Annotated in this window: 20 protein-coding genes; 11 read left to right on the top strand and 9 right to left on the bottom strand. The window is 31.3% G+C overall.

All coding sequences use genetic code 11. From position 1 onward, the window contains the following. Positions 1 to 32 precede the first annotated feature (32 nt). Positions 33 to 1,475, top strand: coding sequence for an asparagine--tRNA ligase (gene asnS, locus AAFU52_RS12120; protein WP_438426550.1), 1,443 nt, complete (start codon positions 33 to 35; stop codon positions 1,473 to 1,475). Between the two features lie 95 nt (positions 1,476 to 1,570). Here asnS and AAFU52_RS12115 read toward each other — a convergent pair whose 3' ends face one another. From AAFU52_RS12115 to AAFU52_RS12075, 9 genes are all read right to left on the bottom strand, one after another. Continuing rightward, positions 1,571 to 2,329 carry a LytR/AlgR family response regulator transcription factor gene (locus AAFU52_RS12115; protein ID WP_024772300.1) on the bottom strand — a complete coding sequence of 253 codons (759 nt, stop codon included), beginning with the start codon at positions 2,327 to 2,329 and terminating at the stop codon, positions 1,571 to 1,573. Beyond that, positions 2,310 to 3,344: a histidine kinase gene (locus AAFU52_RS12110; RefSeq protein ID WP_438426549.1), complete on the bottom strand. Its 1,035-nt coding sequence runs from the start codon at positions 3,342 to 3,344 to the stop codon at positions 2,310 to 2,312. The genes AAFU52_RS12115 and AAFU52_RS12110 overlap by 20 nt, the downstream gene beginning before the upstream one ends. 133 nt (positions 3,345 to 3,477) lie before the next feature. After that, entirely contained in the window at positions 3,478 to 4,479 is a 1,002-nt protein-coding gene (locus AAFU52_RS12105) for a sensor histidine kinase (protein WP_438426548.1), read from the bottom strand. 108 nt (positions 4,480 to 4,587) lie between these two features. Next, entirely contained in the window at positions 4,588 to 6,039 is a 1,452-nt protein-coding gene (locus tag AAFU52_RS12100) for a hypothetical protein (RefSeq protein ID WP_024772297.1), read from the bottom strand. A gap of 399 nt (positions 6,040 to 6,438) precedes the next feature. Then, a complete protein-coding gene (locus AAFU52_RS12095; RefSeq protein WP_024772296.1) occupies positions 6,439 to 7,185 on the bottom strand; it encodes a matrixin family metalloprotease in 747 nt (248 codons plus the stop codon). A 598-nt stretch (positions 7,186 to 7,783) separates the two neighbouring features. Further along, positions 7,784 to 8,365, bottom strand: coding sequence for a hypothetical protein (locus AAFU52_RS12090; RefSeq protein ID WP_438426547.1), 582 nt, complete (start codon positions 8,363 to 8,365; stop codon positions 7,784 to 7,786). Beyond that, positions 8,362 to 8,829: an ankyrin repeat domain-containing protein gene (locus AAFU52_RS12085; RefSeq protein WP_438426546.1), complete on the bottom strand. Its 468-nt coding sequence runs from the start codon at positions 8,827 to 8,829 to the stop codon at positions 8,362 to 8,364. The genes AAFU52_RS12090 and AAFU52_RS12085 overlap by 4 nt, the downstream gene beginning before the upstream one ends. Positions 8,830 to 8,930: 101 nt before the next feature. Further along, complete coding sequence (katG, locus tag AAFU52_RS12080) at positions 8,931 to 11,174, bottom strand: catalase/peroxidase HPI (RefSeq protein ID WP_438426545.1); 2,244 nt, start codon at positions 11,172 to 11,174, stop codon at positions 8,931 to 8,933. 597 nt (positions 11,175 to 11,771) lie between these two features. Next, complete coding sequence (locus AAFU52_RS12075; RefSeq protein WP_438426544.1) at positions 11,772 to 12,530, bottom strand: helix-turn-helix domain-containing protein; 759 nt, start codon at positions 12,528 to 12,530, stop codon at positions 11,772 to 11,774. A 322-nt stretch (positions 12,531 to 12,852) separates the two neighbouring features. Here AAFU52_RS12075 and AAFU52_RS12070 point away from each other — a divergent pair, with 322 nt between their 5' ends. The 10 genes from AAFU52_RS12070 to AAFU52_RS12025 all read left to right on the top strand — a co-directional run bounded on the left by AAFU52_RS12070 (position 12,853) and on the right by AAFU52_RS12025 (position 20,064). Next, a complete protein-coding gene (locus AAFU52_RS12070; protein WP_024772291.1) occupies positions 12,853 to 13,248 on the top strand; it encodes a hypothetical protein in 396 nt (131 codons plus the stop codon). A 112-nt stretch (positions 13,249 to 13,360) separates the two neighbouring features. After that, the gene (locus AAFU52_RS12065) at positions 13,361 to 13,951 is read left to right on the top strand and encodes a hypothetical protein (protein ID WP_438426543.1); all 591 of its coding nucleotides are present in this window, start codon (positions 13,361 to 13,363) and stop codon (positions 13,949 to 13,951) included. Between the two features lie 129 nt (positions 13,952 to 14,080). Further along, a complete protein-coding gene (locus AAFU52_RS12060) occupies positions 14,081 to 14,713 on the top strand; it encodes a hypothetical protein (RefSeq protein ID WP_438426542.1) in 633 nt (210 codons plus the stop codon). After that, positions 14,700 to 15,716 carry a hypothetical protein gene (locus AAFU52_RS12055; protein ID WP_438426541.1) on the top strand — a complete coding sequence of 339 codons (1,017 nt, stop codon included), beginning with the start codon at positions 14,700 to 14,702 and terminating at the stop codon, positions 15,714 to 15,716. The genes AAFU52_RS12060 and AAFU52_RS12055 overlap by 14 nt, the downstream gene beginning before the upstream one ends. A gap of 101 nt (positions 15,717 to 15,817) precedes the next feature. Then, positions 15,818 to 16,300, top strand: coding sequence for a MarR family winged helix-turn-helix transcriptional regulator (locus AAFU52_RS12050; protein WP_024772289.1), 483 nt, complete (start codon positions 15,818 to 15,820; stop codon positions 16,298 to 16,300). After that, positions 16,300 to 16,836 (top strand): GNAT family N-acetyltransferase, encoded by a 537-nt coding sequence (locus tag AAFU52_RS12045; RefSeq protein WP_438426540.1) that lies wholly within the window; start codon positions 16,300 to 16,302, stop codon positions 16,834 to 16,836. Before AAFU52_RS12050 ends, AAFU52_RS12045 begins: the two co-directional genes overlap by 1 nt. A 52-nt stretch (positions 16,837 to 16,888) precedes the next feature. Continuing rightward, positions 16,889 to 17,350: a GNAT family N-acetyltransferase gene (locus AAFU52_RS12040; RefSeq protein WP_024772287.1), complete on the top strand. Its 462-nt coding sequence runs from the start codon at positions 16,889 to 16,891 to the stop codon at positions 17,348 to 17,350. A 259-nt stretch (positions 17,351 to 17,609) separates the two neighbouring features. Continuing rightward, positions 17,610 to 18,326, top strand: a complete 717-nt coding sequence (locus tag AAFU52_RS12035; protein WP_152538646.1) for a hypothetical protein — start codon at positions 17,610 to 17,612, stop codon at positions 18,324 to 18,326. Then, positions 18,316 to 18,981, top strand: a complete 666-nt coding sequence (locus AAFU52_RS12030; protein WP_438426539.1) for a hypothetical protein — start codon at positions 18,316 to 18,318, stop codon at positions 18,979 to 18,981. Before AAFU52_RS12035 ends, AAFU52_RS12030 begins: the two co-directional genes overlap by 11 nt. A 438-nt stretch (positions 18,982 to 19,419) precedes the next feature. After that, a complete protein-coding gene (locus AAFU52_RS12025; protein WP_438426538.1) occupies positions 19,420 to 20,064 on the top strand; it encodes a hypothetical protein in 645 nt (214 codons plus the stop codon). Positions 20,065 to 20,422: the final 358 nt, after the last annotated feature.

Raw genomic sequence — 20,422 nt, 5'->3', positions numbered from 1 at the left:
AAGATCAAAAACAAATAATATTTAAAAAACAGATGAAACATACTAAAATAATAGAGGTACTACAAAGTGATAAGCTATTACAGCCCGTACTTGTTAAAGGCTGGGTTCGTTCTTTTAGAAATGATCGTTTTATAGCGGTTAATGATGGATCAACTATTAATAATATTCAGTGTGTTTTAGAAGATAATACAATCGACGCTGCTGTCCAAAGCAGGATAAATGTTGGGGCAGCAATTGCGATAACCGGTACTCTTACAGAAAGTCAAGGAAAAGGACAGCGTGTAGAGATCCAGATATCTAATGTAGAAATCGAAGGAGATGCTGATCCGGAAGAATTAAAACTTACTATCTTATCTCCAAAACGACATACACTAGAAAAATTACGTGAGCAAGCTCACCTAAGAGTTCGTACCAATACCTTTGGAGCCATCATGAGAGTGCGCTCAAAATTATCTTTTGCAATACATGAATATTTTCAAAAGAATGATTTTTACTACGTACATACACCAGTAATTACAAAAAGTGATGCCGAGGGTGCTGGAGAAGCATTTAAGGTAACCAATATGGATCTTAATAAGATTCCGAAAAATGAGAATGGCGAGGTTGATTATAAAGAAGATTTTTTTGGTGGTGAAACAAACCTAACCGTTTCTGGCCAATTAGAAGCTGAGACTTATGCTATGGGATTAGGCCAGGTGTATACTTTTGGTCCTACTTTTAGAGCTGAAAACTCAAATACATCCCGGCATCTTGCAGAATTCTGGATGGTAGAACCAGAAGTTGCTTTCTGTGACCTGGATGGCAATATGGATTTGGCAGAAGATTTTATTAAATACGTAATCCAATTTGTTTTGGATAACTGCCAAGATGATCTTGAGTTTTTAGAAAATCGTCTGGTACAAGAAGATAAGCAAAAGCCTCAGGCAGAACGTGCCGAAATGTTATTACGAGATAAGTTAAAGTTTATATTAGAAAACAATTTTAAACGAGTAAGTTATACCGAAGCCATTGACATTCTTAAAAATTCTAAACCCAATAAAAAGAAGAAATTTAAATTTCCTATTGATGGATGGGGTGCTGATTTACAAAGTGAGCACGAAAGATTTCTTGTCGAAAAGCATTTTAAATGCCCTGTGATTTTATTTGATTATCCTGCAGATATTAAATCGTTCTATATGCGACTTAATGAAGATGAAAAAACGGTAAGAGCTATGGATATCTTATTTCCTGGTATTGGAGAAATTGTAGGTGGTTCTCAACGTGAAGAGCGTTTGGATGTTCTTAAAGAAAAAATGGCTGCTCTTAATATTCCTGAAGAAGAATTATGGTGGTACTTAGATACTCGTCGTTTTGGTACGTGTACACATAGTGGTTTTGGACTTGGGTTTGAGCGTCTTGTTCTTTTTGTAACAGGAATGGGTAATATTCGTGATGTAATCCCTTATCCAAGAACTCCTCTTAATGCAGAGTTTTAATCTTCCTGCTATTTATTAAAGATTAAAAATATCAGATTAATTCCTCAACAATGAATATAATTCATTGTTGAGGAATTTTTATATTATCATGTGTTTTAATTCCCTTCAAACCACTGTTTAAAATCTGTAACTTTTTCCCGACTTACAATAACCTCTTTATCTATGTTTTGGCTTAAAGTAAGCTTTAAACGTCTGTTAGAATAGACCAATACATCTTCAATAGCATTGATATTGACGATAAAAGTTCGGTTTACTCTAAAAAAACTTTTGGGTTCTAGTAATTCTTCAAGAGTTTCTAATTTATATTCTATCATGTATTTTTTTCGGTTCTCTGCAACAAGATATGCATCCCGTCCTTCTGCAAAGAAAAAGGAAATATCCTCACTCTTAACAGAATGAATATGATTTCCCAGGCGGACCAAAAATCTATTCTTATATACAGTACTAGTCATACTCTTAACCGCATGACTAACACTAATCCCTCCCAAAAACTGAGATCGTAGAGTTTCCAATTTTTTCAATGCTTTTGAAAGATCTGTAAACAATACTGGTTTTAGAAGATAGTCTATACTATTTACCTTAAAAGCATCAATTGCAAACTCATCAAAAGCTGTAGTAAAGATTACAGGTTTATTTACTTTAACTTTATTAAAAATCTCAAAGCTAAGTCCATCTATAAGCTGAACATCCATAAAAAAAAGATCTACTTCTTCCTGATGTGAATCTATCCAAAGTACAGCTTCTTCTATTGAGGCCAGTTTACCTATCACCTGGATATCAGAATCATACTTCAGCAAGTAACGTTCTAACTTTTCTGCCGCTAAAGGTTCGTCTTCAATTATCGCTACTTTCATCAATAGTAAGTTTTGGTATATAAATTATAATATAAATATCATCTTTGATAACAGTAATTGGTATATCTGTATAGAATCGATACATATCCAGAATATCTTTGATACTATTGCTGTCCATAGTATAACTAATCTTTTCCTGATGCGGGTATTTTAATAAAACATATTTTGAATCCTGAGTCATCGTCACAACAAGTTCTGTTTCTCTCGAAACAATTGTACTTCTTATAATCTGTTCTGCACAGGATAAAAGACTCCCGGGAACCACCAAAGTATGTATCGATTCTTCTTTAATAAATTTCGTTTTTCTGTACGGCAAGTATTCAAACAAAAGTAATAATTGATCCAAGACATCGAGTTCATCATTAATAGGCACTAACTCTTTGGTTGTTTTAGAAAGGATATATCGGTATACCGCCGAAAAATGATCTACTAAAAATTCTGCTTTATTAGTATCCTTTTTCATTACCAGTATCAATGATTCTAAAGTTTCAAACATTAATGTAGGGTTTATTCCTTTTTTAAATTGAATAAAGTCCTGTTCTATCCCCTCTTTCAGGGATAGTTCTTTTGTCATTATTTCAGTATTTATTTTATGTAAAAACTGATGACTTAGATATAATGAAAGATATATTATTGTAATAACCGAAAAGATACTATTGAAAATAACAAGCTCTGAACTGTTTGGTGTAAACCCTAATACCAAATCAAAATATAGAAACATCGATCCAGAAACTAAAAGTATAGAGGTAATTACCGAAATGACAATCTGCAACATAATCTTACCCATCAATGAATTTGGAAATTTTAGTCTTTCAAAAAAGAACAAAGAAATTCTAGAATATTCCTGAATAAGATATGCTAATCCAATACACACATATAACTCCTGTCCAAGAAATTCTTCTTGTAACTGGGTTACATTATTATTAACCAATAAAATAAGCAGATACACTAGAGCACCACTACATAGAGGGCCAATGATTCTAAATATTGGATGATGTATAAACAGCTTATTCACACGCTTTCAATTTATTAATATTTGTTTCATCCATTTTTTATCGTTTTAGAGTTAAGATCTGTATTAATACAAATCAGTATAGCATCGTATCGTAATCACTTTGGGTTGACACTAACATTATCAGGTATATTTTTCATAAAACAATAGGAAGTTTTACGGTAAACTGTTCATCATCTATTACCTCGATAGCCTTATTAAAAATTAGATCATACCTTAATTTAATATTACCTAATCCTATTTTAAAAGAATCCACTCCTTTAGGTTTTACTGTCTTATTATTTGACACACTAATATTATGAGTATCACAGGTAATAACTATTTTTAATACTTCAGAAGAAGTCATTTGATTATGTTTTACAGCATTCTCTATCAACATTTGAAGTGCTAATGGTGGGATTTTGCTTTTTAATACCCAATCTGGCAATCTAATTTCTAAATTAATACGATCATTAAATCGTGTACGCAATAAAAAGTGGTAAGAATTCACAAATCGTAACTCTTCTTCGACAGTTAACCATTTACTTTCGTATTTATTTAAAATATATTGATAGGATTTAGCAAGTTCTCGAATAAATAATTCTGCTTTTTTTACATCACTAAACAACAAAGAAGATATTGTGTTTACACTATTAAACAAAAAGTGAGGGCTTAATTGCGATTTTAGTGCTGTTAATTGTAATTCGGTTTGTTTTCGTTCTAATTGTAATGCTATTATTTGGCCTTTTGCATATTGATAATAAGAATGTATTGCAAAATAGATGATCGTATAGACCAGAGAAGCAAAAAATATTAGAATGACAAGTTTTAATAATATTTCGCTATAATCTTCAATAAAAGAAATTTGTGCATTTTTTATAAAAGTATACCCATATAAAACAACACTTATGAATAGAAAGGAAATGATCGTATTGGATAACACTCCTATTAAAAGGCGAAATCCTGTGTATTTTTTCCAGGAAATAAATTTGTTAAACACTTCATTGAAGACCGTATTGATATAGGCTATAATAATCCCCAAAAGTCCTGATAGCCATAATAGCCTCGTATTATCTTCTTCTTGGGTAAACCCCAAAAAACTATACGTAAGCATTCCTAGAATGAATCCTACTAAAATGATAGTGAAATACTTTTTCACGATTGATGATGGTTGGTATATATGATGATCTATACTATACTTCATCCTACCAAAATAGTCAATAATACAGATATATAAAAGACCATTGGCAGGATGAAATATGTATTGTTATTTTAATGCACGAAGAGCTCTTCCGAAATATGTTTCTGATGAAATATTTTTACAAGCGTTACGGTACGCTTCTTTTACATTATCTCCGGATTTATTAACCGATGGAGCAAAAGCCACTAGAGTTTCTGATAAATAATGATCCGAACTTATTTGACCTGTTGCATTTTGAAGTACATCTATAAGTTGCCCGCTACTAAGGTTTTTTCTTGCTAATTTAATTAAAGCCACAGAAGCATAATGATCAGAACTAACACTTGATAATGCTCGAATAAAGATATCCATATTCTCACCATCCAAACCTTGTCTATCTACAACCTTGGTCAGGACTTCTACCAAATAATGATCAGATCCAACAGAATTTCCTGCAAGTGAAAGTAATTCACCTAATTCATTACTATTTAATTTCTTATCCAATAGTTTAGAAAGAACTGTAGTAATATAATGATCCGATTGAATATCTTCTAATGTGGACAAAAAAGAATTGTAATTACCTTTAGAAAGACCTGGAAGCTCTAGTGCTCTATTTAATACTTGTGCTTTGTAATGATCTGACCCAATTTGCTTAGAGTTTTCAATTAAAAGATTAAGGTTTGTAGCATTTAGTTCTCGTTTCTTCATTACATTGATAAGCACCTGAGACATATAATGATCAGAATCAATTCCTGTTGTTATCTTAAATAGTTTACCTATTTGATCATCAGAGAGGTTACCATCTTCAATAGCAGTATTTAATACTACAGTAGCATAGTGATCTGACCCAATACTTTTTGTTGCTTCTATATAAGCAGATATCAGCGCATTAGAGGCAAAAAAGTTTTGTTGTTTATATCTTAATAGCTCAGCTAGGTAGTGATCTGATTTTATTTCTTTTCCTGCTAATCTTAATAATGATTCCATCTCTTGAGGAGATAGATTTTTTTCTAATATTAATTTCAAATAGGCCGATTTTACGTGGTCGCTTTCAAAAGACCTAATTTCATTAAATACCATATTGGCACCGCCCTGATTATAAAGTCGATCTATTCTACCTTTTGCTCCTAAAGTTGTTGTTTTTACAATTTCTGGCAAAATCTCACCAAGCCATTTCTTACCTTCAGAGTTGAAATCTTTTCTAGAAGAACCAACAAAATACTTTTTGTTAAGCTTTCCATTACCTTCGGATTCGATTACAATCCGGCGCTTACTTCCAAAAGCAGATTTTTTTATTTCGAGATAACCGCCATCAGAAATAGCAATTATATCTTTATCATCATTTGATAATGTGATCTCTCCTTCATAATTAATCGAGAAATTATCAAACATGCCATTTTGAACCTTAATAGTGGTTTTACCTTTATTATAATTTACGGCATAAGATTGGGCATTAATATTTGATATAAAGAGTAGAGAAGCAATTAACAGTATTACCTTAAACAGGTTTGCGACAATAATTCTTGATATTAGATTCATAACTGTTCGTTTTTTGATTAATTGATTGATTGATTTTATTAATGCAAAGGTGGAACACTATGTCGTATATAAAAAACTAAATGAATTGAACTGTACTGCTAATGTATTGAACTGTACATTAGTTTTTTTCTGTTTTTAAAATTCTGTTTTTTCTTAAATCAATTTTATTACCAGCACTTTACCACTATTAAAAAATGGTAGTTATTTTTTAAGGATGATTATCCTTTCTGCATGCGGTCGGGAAGTAGTTACTAAAAAAATTACAGGTTTATTTATGTATGGTCTAAGTATATGAATTTACTGTAGTATAGGGTATAAAGAAAATATTTTACTATATATAATTTGACATCGGTAGCATATTTTATATTTCATCATAATCAAATTATGAATTAGTTGAGCTTAATTTTTTAAGTTAATTTGATCAATTCGATTCTTTATTTTCTTTTCTTGATCTTCATTAAAATTATGTCTGGAATTCTTGTTTACAGTATTCATAATATTTTCTGATTCGTGACTATGAAATAAACCTAAAGCATGACCAATTTCATGTGGGGCAGTTGAAGTAAATAAGTTTTCATCTGTTATCAATACTCTTTGATCTCTCCCAATTCCAGCAATACCAAGGATATTACACCTTTTAACTATATATATGTTTACTTTGCTTTTATCATAAGATTCTTGAGATTGCATCAAAAATGTACTAGGTTCTGAACCTTCATTATCTCTAAGGTCATAAAGTTCTTCATTAATTAAACTTTTAGATTCACCTAACTCTAGTCCTATTCCAAATCTGTGAAAATATTCTCCATTCAAATAATTTATAAACTCTGTTTCGTCAAGACTATATGATGATTTATCTAAAGTTTCTGAAGATTCTACATAAATAATATTAACTTTTATAATCTTCTCTGGGGTTGCAAATTCTGGTTCTATAGCTACAGAATCAAGATCATCACCAGCACTACAAGATAATAAGAGTGGGATTGATACCATAAAAAAGAATCGTTGATATATTATTTTAAATGTATCCTTAGCACCATTTCCATTAACCGAAGTCTTAAGAAAGAAGTTATTGAAAAAATTCTTGATCTGAAGTATACTATCAAATATAGTACTGTCTAGTGTAGGTTTAGTAGTTTTCGTCATTGTTTTTAAGATTTGGGATACCTCCGGGGTAATAGAAGTATTGGCATTTTAAAAGAGGGATCTTTTCTTTGATCTTTAATCTTTTAAACCGTGTTAAACATTCTTCTGGGGCAATAGAAGATTATTTTACATTTTGACGAATTTATTTTTACTCTAGAACTGACATAGTTTTTCGTAATCAATTCATTATAAAGGTAGTATAGATTCTTAATATCCGAATACGGGAAAAACGTAATATGTTTACGTAATCACCAAAACACTATGTATTTCGGCGATAAATAGGTGTTTTCATTGAAATTTTAACATTTTTTCACTCAAAAATGAAGGTTAAATACTACAAGTGTTAACACAAAACAAGTGATTTTAGGGGGTTTTTCCCCCTGTTCACAACCTTGATATTTAAAACATTATCTCAATATTGTAGTTTTTTTCCTATAGTTAAACCTCAAAATCTGACATGCTACTATCAATTTAGCTATAGAAATAAGAAAATAAAAGATATATGCTTTTTATCAATTGTGTACATATTCATAATATTGAATAGCGTATTGATATGTAAAAAATGTACAATTAGGATAACTTAGACTCTAAAATAGGATTAATTAGAATGCTTTTTTAATAAAATTTCAGAAATTAAGTTTTCAATAATACTTTTATCAAGATCAGGTTTCTGAGCTTTGTTTTTTGCTTTTTTTATCTTTTCGTAATGTGGTATTTTACCTGTCTTCAAGAGCACTTTAAGCACTTCTTCAAAAAAACGATTTAAAATGGGAATCACAAATGTGCTCGATTTGTTTTTTTCTTTGAGATGAATAAACTTTTTGGCGTACGCCAAAAAGATTTGAGGATATTGAGAAAATGTAATTAATGCTTGGCAAAAACTTTGATATACTTCTTCTCTATTTTGATTATTTTTAAATTTAAGTTTTTTGTGATCTATTTGAGTAAGTGTATATAATAGGATACTTTCTCTAATAAATGTACTATAGTCATTATTAGAAAAATAATATACCTCCATTCCTATATTAGTATTTATCACTAATACCTCATTTCCGATACTTTCTTTTAAGAAAGATTCAAAAATAGCTACCATAGCAGAGGACATTAATAATTGCCTTTTAAAATCAATAGATCTAATATTTACTGATTTTATACTTTCTATATCGTCATTTTTGTTCACTGAGTAAGCTTAAATAATTCGGAAATCTCTAAACCCTGATTTTTTGCATGCATTTCTGCTGTAAATCCACGGTTATCTCTAGGAGAAATATCAGCTCCGTTTTCTACTAATAATTTAATAATTTCTTTTTGACCAAAAGTCGCTGCATAAATTAGTGCAGTAGCTTCATTACTATTTTTTTGATTTACATCTGCTCCAGATTCTATAAGTAATTTCGCAATATTGTAATGCCCTTTATAACAAACTCCCATTAATGCCGTATTTCCAGAGCCATCTTTTATATCGATATCCGGAGAGCATTTTAGAATTTCTTTAGTTATATCTTCAAGACCATAATAAGATGCTAATAGCAAGGGAGTAGAACCTCTGGAGTCTTTTGAGTTCACAACTTCAGGATTACTATTTAAAAGCGTTTTTACTCCTCCTAGTTCTTCAGATCGAATGAAATTAAAAATATCTTTCATGATGTATTATGTATCTATTACTTATGATTAAAATAACAGGTGGCCTAGTAACAAACCACCCGTTGCTTTAATCTCCTTATAATGTATTACTATTATTATGTTTAATCGAATCGATCAAGATCCATAACTTTACACCAAGCTGCAACAAAATGATCTACAAACTTCTTTTTAGAGTCTTCACAAGCATAAACCTCGGCAAGAGCACGTAGTTCTGAGTTAGAACCAAATATGAGATCTGCTCGAGTACCTGTCCATTTCACTTCTCCCGTAGTACGATCACATCCTTCAAATACTTCCTGAGCATCTGAAGTTGCTTTCCAAGTGGTTCCTAAATCAAGTAAGTTGATAAAGAAGTCATTCGTAAGCACCTCAGGACGCTGAGTAAAAACTCCATGTTGGGATTGATCAAAGTTCGTGTTCAATACTCTAAGACCTCCTATAAGTACAGTCATCTCAGGTACAGTTAATGTTAATAATTGAGCTCTGTCTACTAACATTTCTTCTGCAGATATAGAGGACTTTGTTTTCTTATAGTTACGAAATCCATCGGCAACAGGTTCCAGAACAGAGAAGGATTCTACGTCGGTTTGTTCTTGTAGCGCATCGGCTCTCCCAGGTGAAAAAGGTACAGTAACCTTATGTCCGGCATTGGTTGCTGCTTCTTCTACTCCAGCAGCTCCTCCCAAGACTATCAAATCTGCTAATGAAATTTTCTTGTCTCCAGATTTTGAGCTATTAAATTCTTGTCGAATACTTTCTAAGGTTTTTAATACATCGGCTAACTGAGCTGGATTATTTACTTCCCAATTCTTTTGTGGAGTAAGGCGGATACGTGCACCATTTGCACCGCCACGCTTATCAGAACCACGGAATGTGGATGCTGAGGCCCAGGCAGTGGATACTAATTGAGAAACTGATAGCCCCGAAGAAAGTATTTTGTTTTTTAGGCTGGCAATATCTTGATCATCTATTAATGTATCGGTAGTTTTTGGGATCGGATCTTGCCAAATTAACTCTTCCTTAGGCACTTCTGGGCCAAGATATCTTGCAATAGGCCCCATATCACGATGTGTTAACTTATACCATGCCCGAGCAAATGCATCTGCAAACTCATCAGGATTTTCATAAAAACGTCTAGAAATTTTCTCATAAGCAGGGTCCATTCGTAAAGCAAGGTCTGTTGTAAGCATAATTGGCGCATGACGTTTAGAAGAGTCGTGTGCATCTGGTACACTATCGCCCCCAGCTCCATGTTTTGGTATCCATTGATGTGCGCCTGCGGGACTCTTGGTCAACTCCCAATCGTAGCCAAATAGATTCCAGAAGAAGTTATTACTCCATTTTGTAGGAGTACTGGTCCATGCTCCTTCTAATCCACTGGATATTGTATCTCCTGCATTACCGCTTCCAAAGTTATTTTTCCATCCCAAATTTTGTTCCTCAATACCAGCAGCGGCTGGTTCTCTCTCTACATATTTATCTGGATCGGCAGCACCATGGGTTTTACCAAACGTATGTCCACCAGCAATAAGAGCAACTGTTTCTTCATCATTCATCGCCATCCGACCAAAAGTTTCACGAATGTCATGAGCCGAAGCAATTGGATCAGGATTTCCATTAGGCCCTTCGGGATTTACATAGATCAATCCCATCTGAACAGCACCCAGAGGATTCTCTAACTCTCGGTCACCTGTGTAACGTTTATCACCTAACCACTCGGTTTCGGCTCCCCAATAAATATCTTGTTCAGGTTCCCAAACATCCTCACGTCCTCCGCCAAAACCAAAAGTCTTAAAGCCCATAGATTCTAAAGCACAATTACCAGTAAGAATCATAAGATCTGCCCAGGAAATTTTCTTACCATATTTCTGTTTAATTGGCCACAATAACAAACGTGCTTTATCCAGATTAACATTATCTGGCCAACTGTTTAATGGTGCAAAACGCTGGGTTCCCGAACCGGCACCACCTCGACCATCAGAAATTCGATAAGTACCGGCACTATGCCATGCCATACGCACAAAAAGAGGGCCATAATGACCATAATCGGCAGGCCACCATTCCTGAGAATCAGTCATAAGTTCAAAAAGATCTTTCTTTATTGCTTTAAGATCAAGAGATTTGAACTCTTTACTATAACTAAATTCTTCCCCCATAGGGTTGGATGATAAAGAATGTTGACGAAGAATATTTAAGTTCAATTGATTCGGCCACCAATCACGATTAGAAGTTCCTGTGCCTGCACCTTGTTTTAGTGTACCATTCATAAAAGGACACCCGCTCTCACCATTATCATGATGATTTGAGTCGTGAGATTCTGCACTCTTGAGGTTTTTATTTTCCATTTGCTGTAGATTTTATTAGATGATTATTTGTTCTTATGCTCTTTCAAATTTATGATAATAAAATATTATTGTTTTTATATTTTTAATATATAAAATCTATTAAACTATTAAATCCTCTTATAAAAAAGCCAAATGGGTTTATTATACTCATTAAAAGAAATACAATACCTCTAACTAAATAAATCTATTTTAATTCTTGTTGCACCTGGCATGTAGTAGCTAACTCATCTTCAATTTTATGTTTGATTGAAAACTCATCTATACCTCCCGACCTCTACAACTATTTTAATAGTATACATAATTGGGGTAACAGTATTGGATTAATTAGATATAGAAAGTATTGTTCTTATCGATATAATGCAGAGCATAAATTAGCCAAAAACTCTAACATTGTTAACAATTTATTTTGGAATAGATATTTATGATAAGAGAGTTTTTAATCTATCATCATAAATAGGATAGATCAAGATACCAAATTTAAATATTAAATACAATACAGAAAATAATTGATACCTATGAATTAGAACATAAAGTATGAGTGTTCTCTAAAAAAGGTGAGGTATCCAAAAGCTCTTTGGATTGAGATAAATTACAAAACTATCTAAGTTTCTCTTTCATTCGTAATAGCTCCTGCTCTATCAACAACAATTTATCTTCAACTAGGTCACCAAATTCTGGTATACGTCTAAAAAATGCGTATCGCACTCTCCACAATTCTTTGATCTCGGATAAAGGGAATGATGAATCTTCAATATTTTTATGATCGGCCCTTAGTACTGCATTACCTTTTATAACATATAGCCTTCTAAAGATTAGTTTATTCTCGACAACTACAAAAACCAGCGTACCATTATTCAGTTTTTTAATCACTGTAGGAGGAACTTTTTCTCCTATTACAACATCCTTTGGATAAAAACCTTTATCATGTGATGTCATCTCGAGACTACTTACAGTATATCCTCTAAACTCTTTAGTTGGATTTACTGGTAATTGCATAGTTGGTAATTCTTTAATAAAACCTTCTGTATTATATAAAGTAATATAATCATTGGCTGTACTTTCTGTTATACATGGGACGATTGCAAACTTTTCTCGTTTCACATCTTCTGCATACGTAGTAAGATCTCCTTTAAACTTTAGAAGTTGATTTACGGTAAGTTCATTTGTTAATAAATCATCTATCGCAATGCTAAAATAGTTAGCAATTTTAATAATTGTTTCTATTTTTGGTTCACTTCTACCCTCCTCATATGCTCCCAATGTACCTCTCTTTAGCTCAAAAAGCTCAGCAAAGGCTTGTTGACTTAAACCTTTCACTCCACGTATTTTTTTTATATTTTTTCCGAAAAAAGACATTTTTGCTAATTTTATTTGCAATTATAAAAAATAGTTGTACATTTACACTAACAATATTAGCTAATATTCTATTAAAAAGCTAATTTTAGTAGAAATACTTCACTATTTCATTCTTTTCCTAAGAAACAATGAGGATTATACTAAAAATCTTAGCACAACATCTAATTATTAACTTAAATCATTCATACCCATGATCACTCTTATATTTTATCTAGTTAATTTAGCCAAAGATATTGCAGAAAAGTTGTGCGACTTTTTGTAATATTGATATACTAAAGAAAATCAGTCACACATAATTATTCATTTATCAAAAAATCATCTAATGCAAGATCATTATCAAGTAGTAAAAAAATATTTACTACAGCTTAAATATGATATTATCCATGAAAACAATAGGGAAGGTATTATTATGATCAGCAAAGAAACCGAAGGAATTAAAAATATGATTCTTGGAGTTGCACCACCCATTTTAATAATGGAACAACACATCTGCACTATCAAAAATAAAAATGAAGTCGTTTACCGTAGTTTATTACAAAAAAATAGAGATATCATACATGGAGCTTTTGTACTAGACGAAACCGGTGATAAAGTAATTTTTAGGGATACACTACAAATAGCAAACCTAGATCTTAATGAACTTGAAGGGTCATTAAATTCTATCGGACTTTTATTAGGTGAGTATTCTGAACAAATCATCAATTTCTCTAAGTATTGAAACCATACTACACCGTTTAGCTTTCCTCAAAGACAAATGTATACACACAGGGATTAAAGAAGTAATGTGGATTTCTTATATTGCTCCAAGTATGCAATAAACCCTAATGAAAATGAAAAAAAAGATAGATCCTAATTTAATTATAGCTATTGGAGTACTTATTGCAAGTTTTTCTGCTCTTTTTGTGTATATGAAGCAAGCTAGTATTATGAGCGATCAAACAGAAATTCTACTAGAGCAAACCAAAGCTAATGCATGGCCAAGACTATCAATCGAGACGGATCTCAATTGGATCGATAAAAAATTAGAATCTTTAAAGATTAAAATACATAATAAAGGTACTGGTCCCGCTCTTGTTGAAGGAGTTCGAGTTACTTATGATAGTGTCTACATCCGTAGTTGGGCAGATTTATTTGATAAAATAAATGTTCCGGATTCTATTAGCACATCTATTTCTAATAAAACCATTTACAATACTGTTTTATCTGCAAATGAAAATTATTATTGGTTACGACTTATACATGATCCAAACTTGGCACGTTGGCTGTATAATCATCGAGAAAAGATAACAATTGAGATTTGTTATAGATCTGTTTTTAAAGATTATTGGTTATTAACTGTAGATAAAAATGGATATAATACTACTAAAAAATTAGACACCCCCGAATCTCCATTACCATCTGATGAAATGTTTAAAAGTTAAAGTAACTAAATATTCTGTCATTTAAAAATATCCAACTCGAATTCAGAAGGTATAGAAGTAAATTCTCATGAATTTTGTTACTCTTATTTTTTGTTAGAATGTATTTTTGGGTTATAAAATTTTCCTTTAATGAAAATTGATTACCACAAACTAATCACAAATAAAGACATTGAATATTACCATAATCCTTTTGGAGGAATTACTAATGATGAAATTCTGATGGTTTTAGAACCAAAACATTCAATTCAAGAATGGATAGAACTTCTTCAAAACGAAAAACCAATTATTATTCAATTTGTAGGAAAAAAAGGAAGAGGAAAGACGACGCACCTCTCCGCATTACACCAGCAATTTAACAGCTCAGATATATATTATTTGGATAGAATTCATAAAAATGTTAGAGATTTTCAGACCAAAATTGTTTTCATAGATAGTATTCATCGAATCCCATTGTTTAAAAGACTGTCCTTATGGAAGCAAAAGAAGACTTCCTATGTAATAACAGGTCATAGAAATAAAAATATAGAATTTTCAGCCACAGGTAGAATTTATAAAACATACTATTTTAAAGGAATTATATTAGAAGAATTAAAATCTATTATCGTAAATAGAATATGTATTTCATCCAATGCATTTCCTGAAGATATAATTATAAATGAGGATATCCTTCAACAACTAATTCATAAATTTAAAGACGATTTCAGAGGTATTTTAAATTTCTTATATGATCAATTTAAAACAATAAAAAATGGCTATCACTGAAAGTATCCAAGTATCTTATCAATTTCTGGAAGGAAATAGGATATTGCAGACAAATGAGTCAATTAAAACAAAAATTTATATTAGTACTCTTCAGACTATAGGTTTTTATTCTGCTTACTTTCGGCTACAATATGATATAAAAGGCAAATTAAATGTAGGATCAGAATTCCCTAAATCTATTCAACTTGAAGGCCAGAGAACATGGTCTAAAGACAGAGTTTACGAATATGAAATTGAATTTAACATACCTAACTCTCCAATTTCATTTTCTGGAGAAAATCTTGAAATTGTTTGGTATTTGATATTAGAACTCAAACTTGATGACAATACAAAATCTGAATTAAGAACTCAATTATTAAAAAACACAGAGTTACTAAGGTTAATAAAAAGTTATGATGGAAAAATCATAGAGAAACAAAGAGTACTCATTTCTAATTACAATTCAAACTATGAAATATCTGATTTTAAAGAAATAAGTCATCATACAGCTTATATCCCTATCCTTTTTGGTATTTTTATTATTGGAGGAACTGCTTTATTTTATCTATCTGGAGCATACGGCTTCTTCTCTTTTATTGTTGGTGGAATAGGAATTAGCGCATTAGGTTACGGTCTATACAAATATATAAGCATAGGCATACTCGGAAAGGTTCAAATAAAAGGAGAACCTATAAACAGAGAACATTTTAGAGTTTTTATATTACCAGAAAAAAACCATCGCAAAATTATTGGAATAGCCATATTTTACACAATTAATGAAGAAGTAATTGATAATAGAGGAACTTCATCCACAACATACAGGAAACAAATTTTTCAATCAAAAAGGTTTATCATAAACCCTCCCTTTCAGAATCACATACTCAAAGAAATCACATATCCTAAAAAAGGATTACCTACCTTTTTTAAATATAATTCTACTCGAATTTTTTGGCAATTGCATATAGAATTTAAATTTAGAAATGGCACGTCATATACATTAAAACAAGAATTTAAAGTTTTTTAATAAGTATGCAGAAAAATAAGCTTTTAGAGGTTTCGCCACTCTACTATTTCAATAATTCAAAAACATTTCATACATTTGCATAAGTACTTATATAAATGCTTATGCAAGATAAATTACAAGAATACGCAGAACTAGGTTTAGGATCCAGGTTAAAACGCCTAAGTGAATTTGTGATGAAAGAAATTCAAATTGTATATACTTCTTGTAATATTGACTTTGACCCATATTTATTTCCAATTTTTAAAATCATAATAGATCAAGGTCATACTACGACAACTGATATACAGGAAAAACTACATTACACTCAACCTGCAATCACTCAAGCATTAAAAAAACTAATGGAAAAAGGCTTAGTCGAGTATAAAATCGATGCATCTGATAAAAGAAAAAAGTTATTTCAATTAACAAAAATAGGTAACGAAACACATCAAATTATGATTCCGCTATGGAGAGTAATTGACCAGCAAGTAACAGCACTAACAACCTTCTCATCTACAAATCTTGCAGATCATGTTACTCATTTCGAAAGCAAACTAAGAGAAAAACCATTGCATCAACAAATACTAGAAAAGTACACCCCATAATGCATATAGTAAGAGCAGTACAGATATCAGATATTCAAAATATTTATCAGCTTTATAAAAAGATTGGTGAACAACCTGGTGGGATTATACGAGTATCAAACGAAATCACTATAGACTACATACAAGACTTTGTACATAAAAGTATATCTGATGGTTTGATATTAGCAATTCCTCATCCAAAACATGAACATCAGATCATCGCAGAAATCCATGCATATCGCATACCTATTTCTGCATTCAGGCATATATTAACAGATCTTACCATTGTTGTTAACCCAGAATTTCAGGGACAAGGTCTCGGAAAATTGCTTTTCACCAGTTTTTTAACCAAAATCAAAACATCATATCCTCATATCCTTCGCGTTGAATTATTCGTTCGAGAGAACAATACAAATACCGTTCAATTTTATGAAAAACTAGGATTTATAAATGAAGGAAAACACAATCAAAAAATTAAGAATCTTGATCATAGTATAGAGACTCCTATTCATATGGCCTGGTTTAATCCAAAATACAATAATGATCTTACACATTGATTGATATTCAAATCGTAAGGCTAATCACAAATTTTAAAGTTTTAATATCGCTATGAACACTTCTATCATTCCTTTTGACCCAAAATATGCAAAAGACTTCGCAGCTCTTAATATAGAATGGCTAGAAAAATATTTTGTAGTAGAACCGCATGATGCTGATCTATTAGAACAATGTGAGCACACTATTATCAACCAAGGTGGCTTCATTTTTTTTGCAAAAACAGACAATACCATAGCCGGTACTTTTTCATTAATCCAAGTCGAAGAAGGTATTTATGAATTAGGAAAAATGGCTGTTTCTCCAAAATTTCAAGGTCAAAAAATCGGACAGCAATTACTAGAATTTTGTATTGAATTTTCTACAACTCAAGGTTGGGAAAAATTACTTTTATACTCTAATAGAATTTTAGAAAATGCAATCTACATTTATAGTAAATATGGTTTTCAAGAAATTCCTCTAGAGGATCAACCTCCCTATCAGCGAAGTAATATCAAAATGGAGCTTGTGTTGTAAGAATAAAGCCAAAATAAGGTGTTTTTCTCTCCTCGATAAACGGAGTAACTTATTTTTCTACACATTACAAGAAATAATCTCATACTCAGATCATAATAAGTTGTATTTTTGAAAATCTATTTTAGATACACCTCTATATATCAACACATTATCCAAAATAGACTTTCAATATCATGAGTATTCTTAAAACCTAACACGAAGACTCTTACATTGGAAAATAATAATATGTTAACCAAAAGTAATCGTCATGAAAAATCCAATGTACAGCAGTAAATGGTATGCCCTATTCCTAACATTAACTACTAGCTTATTCTTTTTACATTCCTGCCAACAGGACTCAACTATAGAAGTTCTTGAGGAAGAAGAATATATAAGAAAAATCGAAACCTTAGAAACGAAAATTAAAGATTTAGAAGGAAAACTAGGTCAAGAAAAATCTCATCAACGTAGGCCAAAAAATATTATCAGCTTTGCACAAGCACAAAGAATATATAAGGCCTATGATGATAGAGCCGATTTAATTAGCGAAGTTGTTAATTCCAATTCAAACGACGGTTCTTTTAAACCCACAAGATCCATGTTTTATGAAATTTCTGAATTACGCAGTTATTTATCATATGTCGATGAGTTATCACAAAGAGCAGGCGTAACAACAACTGGACTACGTTTCTACTTCGCATTATATCCCAATACATATGTTTCCTCTACCGGAAGTGACATAAACGCAAGGCATCAAACTATCTTCATTGCTCCTACTCTAGAAAAAAAATATCACAATCGTATTTTACAAATAGGATATACACTTAACAATGAAGGTAAAGTAAAATTGTTAGATAAAAATAACGGATTTAGTCATTTAAGACGAAGTCGTGGTAAGACAGATGATGTATCCTTTTTAGGGAAAATAAATAACGATGATAAATTTAGTCTTATTGCCAACGAGCTAGGAGCAACCCCTCCAGAATATGGACAATAAAATAGAGCTTCTAATAGTATTGAGAAAAGTTGCTTTTGGTAGCGAGTGTATTGCTGCACTTATTGGGCTATTTTTTTTGTTTAGCTATAAGGCAAAAGGTCTGTTAAAATGGTTTTCTATTTTTCTTATTTATATCTTTATCAATGATATTATTGGTTATAATACAAGACATTGGTTTCCTAATTCTAACAACCTAATACTGTATAACATATCTACCTCTATTACTTTCTTATTTCTATTTTTTATATACCACCAGTATACCAAAGAAAAAACGAGTAAACGCTTTATCATGTATTTTACGATACTTTATATAATCACTCTTTTTATAAGTGGGTCCTATGAAAATTATCTAAATCAATTACAAAGTATACCGTTTCTCCTAGGCGCATTTCTATTAATGACTTCTATTATTTTTTATTTTGCAGAGTTACTAAAATCAGAACAAATCCAGAAAAGCACTAAAGATCTCTTGTTTTGGATTAGTGTTGGGTTATTAATTTATTATATAGGAAAAATGCCTTTTCGTATTGTAAGAGATTATTATGCAAACCATAATGATTTCTCAACGCTGTTTATCCTAAATAGTATTTTTACTATTATTATGAATAGCTGTTTTATCACCGGGTTTCTAATTCATAGAAAAACAGTCTCCTGATAGTTATTATGGGCAAAAACAATGCTCTAAAAACGGACTACAATTAATAAAGTATCTGCTGCAAATAAATCATTTTAATATTCTTTCTATAAAATCCATGTTCGTTTCTTACAGAGAGCACACTCACTCTCTTTATACATGGGTAACAAGAATTTTTAACACTACAAAAGAGTCGAATCCCTTTTTTAGAAAGGGGTAAAACCCCCTTTTTTCAAAACTCACATATACTCCAAAACCTCAACAACAACCCCAAAAACACTTATTACCAAGAGTTTGACTCCTTTTTATTTCAACAAAACGCGCCATTACTTTTTTAAAACTACAGAATAATAGTATTTTTAATTCTGGGAAACACATTAATGCAAATCAAAAGATTTAACTAATCTATTTTCGGCAGGGGGTCGAAACAATAACAAACATCTTAATAAACCTAAAAAAATGGACAAAAAAACTAACTTTATCGGATACCCCATTGTTATTATTATTACTGCAATACTTACTTTTTTGATCAGCACATGTGAAAGATCAAAAAATCAAGAAGAGCCTTATCCTCCTAATGGATCCCCAATGGATATGCTTGAGACTAAAGAAATGGGAGAACTATATTATAATTATGATGAGCGTGCCCATCATATTGAAGATTCAATCAAAAAAATAATTCCAGGTTTTGAAGCAGTTAGATCGATAACATTCAACTATCAGGATTTAAAAAACTATTTCCATTTTATAGAAAAAAACTCCGTAGATGCCGATATCAGAATCTCTGGACTACGATTCTATTATGGAAAATACAAGAATGATAAACCTGGTAAAAATAAAGGAAAACAAATGTTGTTTTTTAACCCTACTATAGATACTATAATCGGAGGGGAAAAAATTGCCCTTGCATACGCACTCGAAAGAGATGGAAACAATGTGACTCCTGTATTTTTAAAAGATATTATCGGAATAGAAAAAAGAAAAGCTCAAAAAAGTGAGGCTTCTATGCTTTCATTTTTAAGCCTTTTTGCAGATCATCATTACGAAAGTCAAGGAAAAAATGGAGGCGGCCAACAAAGTCCTCCACCATATGACATTCATTAGAACTAAAGCTAAATAACATAATGAGTATAGATTTTTTTACATTTCTTAGAGATTTCTCGACACTATTTATGGGGCTTCTATGTTCTATAATTGGCACTATATATTTTTATAAATATAAAGATTCTGTATTAAGAAATTTCTTAATCTATTTATGGATAACCGTTATACTTGATTACTCTGCCTATATATTAAGGGAGTTTTTTGAAATAGTAACTAATAATGCTATTTTATTTAATACTTACTTTTTTTTAAGTTTTATATATTTATCATCTTTATATTTTAAAATACTAAGAGATCCTAAAAAGAAAAAAGCAATTTATGTATTTATCGTTATTTACATGTTAGCCTTTATAATTGG

The sequence above is a fragment of the Aquimarina macrocephali genome (assembly GCF_051627225.1).
GTDB classification, from domain to species: domain Bacteria; phylum Bacteroidota; class Bacteroidia; order Flavobacteriales; family Flavobacteriaceae; genus Aquimarina; species Aquimarina macrocephali.
The sequence above is the reverse complement of the archived record's forward strand: the minus strand, read 5'-3'. Positions and strand labels throughout refer to the sequence as shown.